Origin of the sequence: Candidatus Angelobacter sp., assembly GCA_035607015.1 — a bacterium.
In the GTDB taxonomy this organism is placed as follows: Bacteria; Verrucomicrobiota; Verrucomicrobiia; order Limisphaerales; family AV2; genus AV2.
Map to the genome: position 1 here is coordinate 1 of DATNDF010000448.1, position 7,676 is coordinate 7,676.

9 protein-coding genes are annotated in these 7,676 nt (G+C 58.8%); 6 read left to right on the plus strand and 3 right to left on the minus strand.

Annotated features, from left to right (window positions below):
- The 3 genes from VN887_17980 to VN887_17990 all read right to left on the minus strand — a co-directional run.
- Window positions 1–437: DEAD/DEAH box helicase (locus VN887_17980; GenBank protein ID HXT41903.1), on the minus strand; the 437-nt coding region annotated here is incomplete at its 3' end.
- A gap of 46 nt (window positions 438–483) precedes the next feature.
- Complete coding sequence (locus tag VN887_17985; protein HXT41904.1) at window positions 484–789, minus strand: TMEM14 family protein; 306 nt, start codon at window positions 787–789, stop codon at window positions 484–486.
- A 102-nt stretch (window positions 790–891) separates the two neighbouring features.
- Window positions 892–1,113 carry a CPXCG motif-containing cysteine-rich protein gene (locus tag VN887_17990; protein ID HXT41905.1) on the minus strand — a complete coding sequence of 74 codons (222 nt, stop codon included), beginning with the start codon at window positions 1,111–1,113 and terminating at the stop codon, window positions 892–894.
- A gap of 262 nt (window positions 1,114–1,375) precedes the next feature.
- Between VN887_17990 and VN887_17995 the strand changes: the two genes are divergently transcribed.
- The 6 genes from VN887_17995 to VN887_18020 all read left to right on the plus strand — a co-directional run.
- Window positions 1,376–2,173 carry a hypothetical protein gene (locus VN887_17995; GenBank protein HXT41906.1) on the plus strand — a complete coding sequence of 266 codons (798 nt, stop codon included), beginning with the start codon at window positions 1,376–1,378 and terminating at the stop codon, window positions 2,171–2,173.
- Between the two features lie 71 nt (window positions 2,174–2,244).
- On the plus strand, window positions 2,245–3,024 hold the full coding sequence (locus VN887_18000) for an SIS domain-containing protein (protein HXT41907.1): 780 nt from the start codon (window positions 2,245–2,247) through the stop codon (window positions 3,022–3,024).
- A 57-nt stretch (window positions 3,025–3,081) separates the two neighbouring features.
- Window positions 3,082–4,143 (plus strand): methionine synthase, encoded by a 1,062-nt coding sequence (locus VN887_18005; protein HXT41908.1) that lies wholly within the window; start codon window positions 3,082–3,084, stop codon window positions 4,141–4,143.
- Between the two features lie 46 nt (window positions 4,144–4,189).
- Complete coding sequence (locus VN887_18010) at window positions 4,190–5,038, plus strand: MBL fold metallo-hydrolase (protein ID HXT41909.1); 849 nt, start codon at window positions 4,190–4,192, stop codon at window positions 5,036–5,038.
- Window positions 5,039–5,237: 199 nt separating this feature from the next.
- The gene (locus VN887_18015; GenBank protein ID HXT41910.1) at window positions 5,238–6,194 is read left to right on the plus strand and encodes a hypothetical protein; all 957 of its coding nucleotides are present in this window, start codon (window positions 5,238–5,240) and stop codon (window positions 6,192–6,194) included.
- A gap of 126 nt (window positions 6,195–6,320) precedes the next feature.
- Window positions 6,321–7,676 (plus strand): efflux RND transporter periplasmic adaptor subunit (locus VN887_18020; GenBank protein ID HXT41911.1); only part of this gene is annotated, 1,356 nt, incomplete at its 3' end.

Here is a 7,676-nt window from a genome sequence, read left to right on the forward strand (position 1 = left end):
TGCTGAAGCTGCTTTACGAGTGCCAGCGCCACGTCGCTCAACAGGTTGCGCTCGTGAAATTCGTCAAACAACACCGCGCCCACGTCCGACAACGTCCGGTCATCCTGAAGCCAGCGCAGCAGAATTCCCTCGGTGACGTAACAGATTCGTGTGCCGAGGGAGGTCTGGTCGTCGAAGCGGATCTGGTAGCCCACCTCCTGGCCCAATTTGCTGCCGCGCTCCCACGCCACGCGCGCCGCCACGGTTCGGGCAGCAACCCGGCGCGGTTGAAGGACGACGATCTTTCCCGCGCCGACCAAACCGGCATCGAGCAGCATCTGCGGCACCTGTGTCGTTTTGCCCGAACCCGTGGGCGCGACGAGTACGAGCCGGTTGCCAGAACGAAGCGCTTGGACAATTGACGAGTGAATCTGCCATACGTGCAGGGAGGAGTTCATGGCAGAATCGCGGGGAGCGCGGCGGTCTGTCCCGTCGAACCGGCGCCTAAAGTTTCAAATGCCGCAGCACCAGCGCGCCAAGGCTCAAAACGGACATCAGTCCGTTCGGTATGAACTTTTTTGTTTTGGTCAGGCGAACGGCGAAGAACACCAGCAGCACCGCCAGCAGGACGTCCGCGAACAAGTCCGCAACGCGCGGCTGAAATATTACGCCGCTGGCGCACAAACTCAGGACAGCCGCGAACGCAGCCGCCATGATAAGGGACATTTTGCTGCCCGCTTTGAGATAGCCGACCAGGCCTCCCAGAAAGAGGAGCACAATATAAATCCAGAGAATTTTGTTCGGTGTCATAGATTCAATGTTGCAAGGGCAACGTTAGCGACAATCCACCGTAAAGAACATAAGGAAATATGGACCCTGATTCCCGACGAAATGTGCGCTGTTCGCCGGATTTCAACTTTCCACCACTTGTAAACTCAGGATCTCGCCCGGTTCGCACTCGGCGATGACTTCAAACGGTCGGCAGCAGACGGTGCAATCCGTGGTGAAGCGTTGCGACGTGACGCTCGTGTCAACGACCAGTTCCACGCGCTGGCCGCAGAACGGACAAAAGATGATCTCTGAGGCTTCCATCGTTCGGAACAAATTCGCCCAGTTGCGGCGCAAAGCAACCATGTTCTCGATGGACGCCGGTTGCGCCAGCCTTGAGAAGATTCAGCGCCCCTTTGGAAAATTCTTTGCGTTCCGGGCAGTCGGTCCGCGCGCAAGGAATCCCGGTTGTCCATCTCTTCATGGGAGCGGCCCTTCGAATCGAGCGAACCCGGATCGTTCTCGAAGTGTGCTCGTGCCAGACGGCGGGACGCGTGCGGGATTTGACTGGCCGGGATTGAGTTGAATAGCGACAATCAGTGCGGCATCTAAATCCCGGTCTGGACGGATGAAAACGATTCTGACACCGCTGGCGTGGATGATTTTGGCGAACGTCCTTACCTTTCCCGGCGCGCAGCAGGCTGCGGAGGCGTCGTTGCCGTCCGTGGATGCCGTGCTCAAGCGAGTCGTGGAAACCTCGGAAAAGGAGAATGAAAATGACCGCGCCTTCAATCAGCATTACCGCTACACGCGAGCGAAGGTGACCGAGTACCGGAATGCTCGTGGCGATCTGAAGAAGCGCGAGGAGAAAAGAAGTCAGAACAATCCGGAAGTCGTCCCGGCCGCGTTCCGCCCGTCGTCGGAAACGGAGGCAACACCGGAAAAGAACCCCGGGAACAAGGGCCCGGTTACGGATGCCAGTTCCAATGTTCGTGGAAAGGCCTTCGAGAAAAAGGATTTTGCGCTGAATGGCGACCTCCTTGGCCGCTTTCAATTCACGGTTGCAGGACGCGAAACAGTCAATGGACGTTCCGCGCTCGTGCTTGAATTCAAGCCGCGGAGCAGAGACCTCCCGGAGCGGAACATCAAGGACCGTTTCATCAACAAGGCCGCGGGCAGGTTGTGGGTGGATGAAGGCGACTCGGTGCTCGTCAAGGTTGCCGTGCATCTGACGGAAAAAGTTAACGTGGTGGGCGGCCTGGTCGGCTCGATCTGGAAATTTGATTACGCCTTCGATCGTGAACGGACGACCGACGGGCTCTGGTTCACGCACGGCGTTGACTGGCACCTCGAAGGCCGCGAGGTTATTGTGCGCCGCACGGTGGATTACCATGAGGAGAAGTCGGAAGTGCGGAAGGCGTGGTAGCTCGGTCCGCCGGGCTTCTTTTCTCAGAATCTGGCTTTCCTCTCGCGACGGGTCTTCGCTATCCTTGCGCCGTGACTCCAGGTGCCGACTATCTCGATCAATGCCGGGAATTGATCGCCGTCGTCGAAAAACAGCAGGCGGCGATTCAACAGGCGGCCGGCTGGTTTGCGGAAACGATTCTTGCGGGGAGGATGGTGCATTTGTTCGGCTCGGGGCACAGCCGGATTCTGGTCGAGGAAATGTGGCCGCGCTACGGGTCATTTCCGGGATTCAACCCCATCGTCGAGCTTTCGCTGAGTTTTCACAATCTCGTCGTCGGCCCGAACGGACAGCGCCAGGCGATGTTCCTGGAGAACGTCAGCGGACTCGCGGCCAGGATTTTGAGGAACTTCAACCTCTCGCCGCAGGACTCCGCTCTTGTGGCATCGTCAAGCGGCTGCAACGTGGTGCCGGTTGAAATGGCCGAACATTTTCGCGAGCGCGGAATCAAAGTTGTCGCCATCGTCAGCCGCAAACACGCCGATGCCAGCCGCAGTCGGCACCCGAACGGAAGGAAACTTCACGACTGCGCCGACCTCACGCTCGACACGGGCGCGCCGGTGGGCGACGCCATGGTGCAGGTTGACGGCCTGGAAGCGCGCGTGTCTCCCGGCTCGACAGTGGGCGGTTGTTTGCTGGTGAACTCGATCAAGGCGGAAGTGGCGTTGCGGCTAGCGCGGGCCGGCAAACCACCCAGGGTGCTGGTGGCCGGCGCGATCGCGGGCGCGGAAAAATCCGCGGCGATTTTTGAAGCCGCGTACGACGAACACGCGCGGCGGCTGGCGCGACTTTATCAGGATCTGGGCATTTGAACCGACCAGCGGAGGAATAAGTCCGGTCCGCACCAACGCCGAAAAACAGAAAGGCTCATGAAAGAACAACCGTTGCGAACGACCGTGATCGGCAGTTACCCGTTCCCCGGCTGGCTCGAGTTCGCTTGCCAGAACCTTGACAAGTTCGGCGAGACGGACCGCGAGGAACTCATTGAGGATGCCGTTTCCATCGCGATTCACGATCAGTTGGACGCGGGCCTCGATGTTATAACTGACGGCGAACAGACGCGCCTTGATTTCAACCTTTCGTTTTACGGGTTTCTCGAAGGCATCGAACTGGAGTCGGCGCCGCCGCGGCGGTTTGGCCCGCCGGCGCACGATCAACGCGGTCGCCATAAACTCATCGGTGAAATTCGCGCGCCGCGCGGTTTGGGAACCGTGCGGGACTTTCAGCGGTTGCATCGACTCGCGGCAATCGGTCCGGGAACGCGGGAGCCGGATCGCGGAACCGCGCTCAAGGCCAGCGTTCCCGGTCCTTTCACACTTAGCGGACGCATCGTGCCGAACCAGCGGTACTATGACCGTTACTGGCTTACCGAAGCCTTGTTGCCGATTGTCCGCGAAGAGCTCATGGAACTGGTGCGGGCAGGCTGTCAGGAGATATGCGTGGATGAGCCTTCAATGAGTTGCTACGCGCACCGAGAGGATCCCAAGCGCCTCGTTGATATTTTCAACCGCACCGTGAACCCCATCTATCGCAAGTGCCGACTTTCAACCCACCTCTGCTTTGGCAATTTCAAGGGCCGGGCGGTCGGCCCGCGCCGCTATGCGCCAATGTTTCCGGCGTTTAACGACCTGATGGTGGACGAAATCCACGTCGAGATGGCCAGCCGCGAGTTCGCCGAGCTGGAAATCATCGGCGAGATCGCGAAACAAAAAGACGTGGCCGTCGGGATCATTGACGTGAAGAGCTATTACATCGAAACCGTGGACGACGTCGCGAATCGCGTGCGCGCGTGCCTGAAGCATGCGCCCGCGGAGCGCCTGTCATTCGCGCCGGATTGCGGCCTGAGCCAGACCGCGCGCTGGGCGGCGAAACAGAAGCTGAAGAACATGGTGGACGGGGTGAAGAAGGTTCGAAAGGAACTCTCCGTTTGAGGAACGACAACTCCAGCATTCCGCTTTTCGATCGCGGTCCAGGAACATGATCAAACCCGCGCTTCAAGACGACGCTTTCCTCGCCGATGTTGCGGCGGCGCGCGAGGACTCCGGGCATTTCCATCTCTGGTGGCTCGGCCAAAGCGGCTTCCTTCTCCAGTGGCAAGGCCGGCATTTGTTGTTCGATCCATATCTTTCCGAATCGCTGACGAAGAAGTACGCGGGCACCGACAAGCCTCATGTGCGGATGACGGAGCGCGTTGTCGCGCCGGATCGGCTGAATTTCATGGACGTTGTCACGTCGAGCCACAATCACACCGACCATCTCGACGCCGAGACCCTGATGCCATTGCTGCGCGCCAATCCCAAGGCGGAGTTGGTGATTCCCGAGGCCAATCGCGAGTTTGTCGTGGACCGGTTGAAGATTCCGATTGAACTGCCGCGCGGCCTGGAGGCAGGGCAGTTCACGACGATCGGCCCGTTCAGGATTCATGCAGTTCCCGCGGCGCACGAACAACTGGAGAAGGACGCCGGCGGCCGGCACCGATTTCTCGGGTACGTCGTCGAGTTCGGCGAATGGTCCGTTTATCACAGCGGCGACACGGTGCTCTACGACGGCATGAGCGATTTGTTGAAGCGCTGGCGCATTGATGTCGCGTTGCTCCCAATCAACGGGCGTCTGCGGGAGCGGCGGGTGGATGGCAATCTCTGGGGACGCGAGGCGGCGCAACTGGCCAGGGACATCGGGGCGCGGCTGGCGATTCCGTGCCACTTCGAGATGTTCGAGTTTAATACGGCAGCGCCTGACGAATTTGTGACCGGATGTGAACATCTGGACCAGCCACATCGCGTATTGCGAGCGGGCGAACGGTGGAGCAGTGCGGAACTGAAATGAACCGGCGCGAGTGGCGCGCCAAAGATGCGTGACGAATGCGGAGCCGGTTGGTCGAATCCGCAATGAACCGCCGTTCAGGTCGCGGGTCGCGGCCTTTTGTGGATTTCTGCAGGTTGCGCGGAACGTAACTTGACAATCCTCCACGGTTTTCCCAACGTGACAATGTCCTGAAGCCCGATTAACTCAGACCCATACCAACATGGAAACCGCCACTGCACCGGTTCCCGCCGGGGAAAACAAACCTCCCGCCGGTTCACTGGCCGGTCGTTTGTTCAACGTGTTCGCCGCCCCGGGCGACGTGTTCGACGAAGTCAAATCGGCCAAAACACAGACCACCACCTGGTTGGTCCCGGTCCTTCTGAGTTGCCTTATCGGCATCATCTATTCGGTTGTAGTTTTTTCGCAGGACAGCATCGTTCATTCGATACGAGAAGCGCAGGAAACAGCCGTGCAGAAACAGGTCGCCGCGGGCATAATTACTCAACAGCAAGCGGACCAGGCGGCGTCGTTCATGGAGATATTCTCGAGTCCCACTGTGTTGAAGATCATCGGCTCGATCGGCGCCGTTATTGGGGGTTTTGCTTATGTTTTTCTGATCGCGTTGGCGTTATTCTTGATCGGAGCAAAGCCGTCCGAAGCAAAGCGGTGGCCTCGGAGAATCGGAGCAGCATTCGCAGGCTGCGCCGCGGGTTTGATGGCGTTCCAACTGACCGGAGGGCAATCTTTGGTGTCGCGACTGCTCGTCGCTCTTCTGACGGCCACGGCGATTCTTGTTGTGGCAATCGCGATTGCGCTGCTCATCGACCGAATCGCGCCGTTTGGCGGCTCATTTTCATATATGAAGGCGGTCGAGATCGCGGCCCTTGCCGGGATGATAAACGTTCTGGGCGGGTTGATCGCCATGCTTCTCGCCGTCGTGATGGGGAACATTGCGATGACACCCGGGCCGGTATTGCTGGTACATGATTTCAATCCAGCCAACAAATTGCACGTCCTCCTTTCGCAGGTAAACCTGATGATGCTTTGGTATCTTGCAGTGCTGGCGGTGGCACTGTCGAAGTTGAGCGGCGCTTCTTTCGGCAAAGCCGCGACCTGGTTGTTTGCGATCTGGGTGGTGCGGGTGCTTGTATCAACCCTGCCGGGGTGGGGGCGGTGAGACAGGTTACAATCTCGAGTCCGGCCTTGTAATGGGCCTGATCGAAAAAAACATACAAAATCCGCCGCAACAGACTCTATTACTTGAAACAAAACCTGGATATCGGGTGTCTTTCGGGGAACGCAAATGGCAAATCCAAAAAGTAAAAAACGCAGAAAAATCGTCATTTTTACGGCGATCGGACTCGTCCTGGTCGGGCTGACGGTGGCCGCGGTGTTCCGGAAGCGCGAGCCGGTCATCACCGTCCAGGTCGAGAAGTCCGCGCGACGCAACCTCACCGAGACCGTCGTGGCCAACGGCAAGATTCAGCCGGTGTTGCAGGTGAAGATCAGTCCGGAGGTCAGCGGGGAAATCATTGACCTGCCGGTCAAGGAGGGGCAGGCGGTAAAGAAAGGCGATCTGCTCGTGAAGATCAACCCGGATGTTTATATCTCCAATCGCAAATCGGCGGAGGCCAGTTATATGTCCGCCTCAGCGAGCCGGGACCTGGCCGAAGCCAACATGAAAAAGGCTGAACTCGAGTTCAAGCGGAACGAGGAGCTGCTCCGCGCCAAACTGGTTTCCGAATCAACCTTCCTCGAATTCAAGACCGGCTTCGACGTTGCCAAGGCCCAGTATCAATCCGCCATCCATCAGGTGGATGTCGCCAATGCGTCGTTGTCACGCACCGTGGAGGAACTGGCAAAGACGACCATCGTGTCGCCGTTGAACGGAACGATCAGCAAACTGAACTCGCGGCTGGGCGAACGCGTGGTGGGCACCTCCATGATGGCCGGCACGGAAATTATGATCGTGGCCGACCTGAATGAAATGGAGGCGCGGGTTGATCTCGGCGAAATCGACGTCGTGTTGATCAAGCCCGGACAGAAGGCGAAACTGGAGGTGGACGCGTTTCGGGACCGCAAATTCGACGGGACCGTCACCGAGATTGCCAATTCATCAAACGATTCCGGCCTGTCCGCGGCGTCGGGCGGAGGTGGCGGCAGTTCACAGGAGGCGACCAAGTTTCAGGTGAAGATACACGTCAACGAAAAGGAAAATTTCCGTCCCGGCATGTCGGTGACCTCGGAGATCGAGACACGCTACCGCACCAACGTCCTTTCCGTCCCGATTCAGAGCGTGACGACGCGTTTGCCCAAGGAACCCGCCAGCAAAGGCCGGACGAACGGGGTTGTTCTGGCCGGGAACACCGCAGGTTCCGCAATGGCCGCCGATGCTTCCTCTGCAAGCGGGTCGAGCACCAACAAGACGGAGAAGAAGGCCAGTGAGGCGCCGAAACCGATCGAGGTTGTGTTTGTCGTCGAAGGCGACCATGTAAAGATGGTTCCCGTCAAGCGGGGCATCTCCGACGATTCCCATGTGGAAATCATCGAAGGACTGAAAGAGGGCGAAGAAGTCGTTTCGGGCGGGTACAAGGCCATCAGCCGCGAACTGGAGGACGGGAAAAAGGTCGGCAAGGGCAAAGTGGAGGCCGAGAAGGAC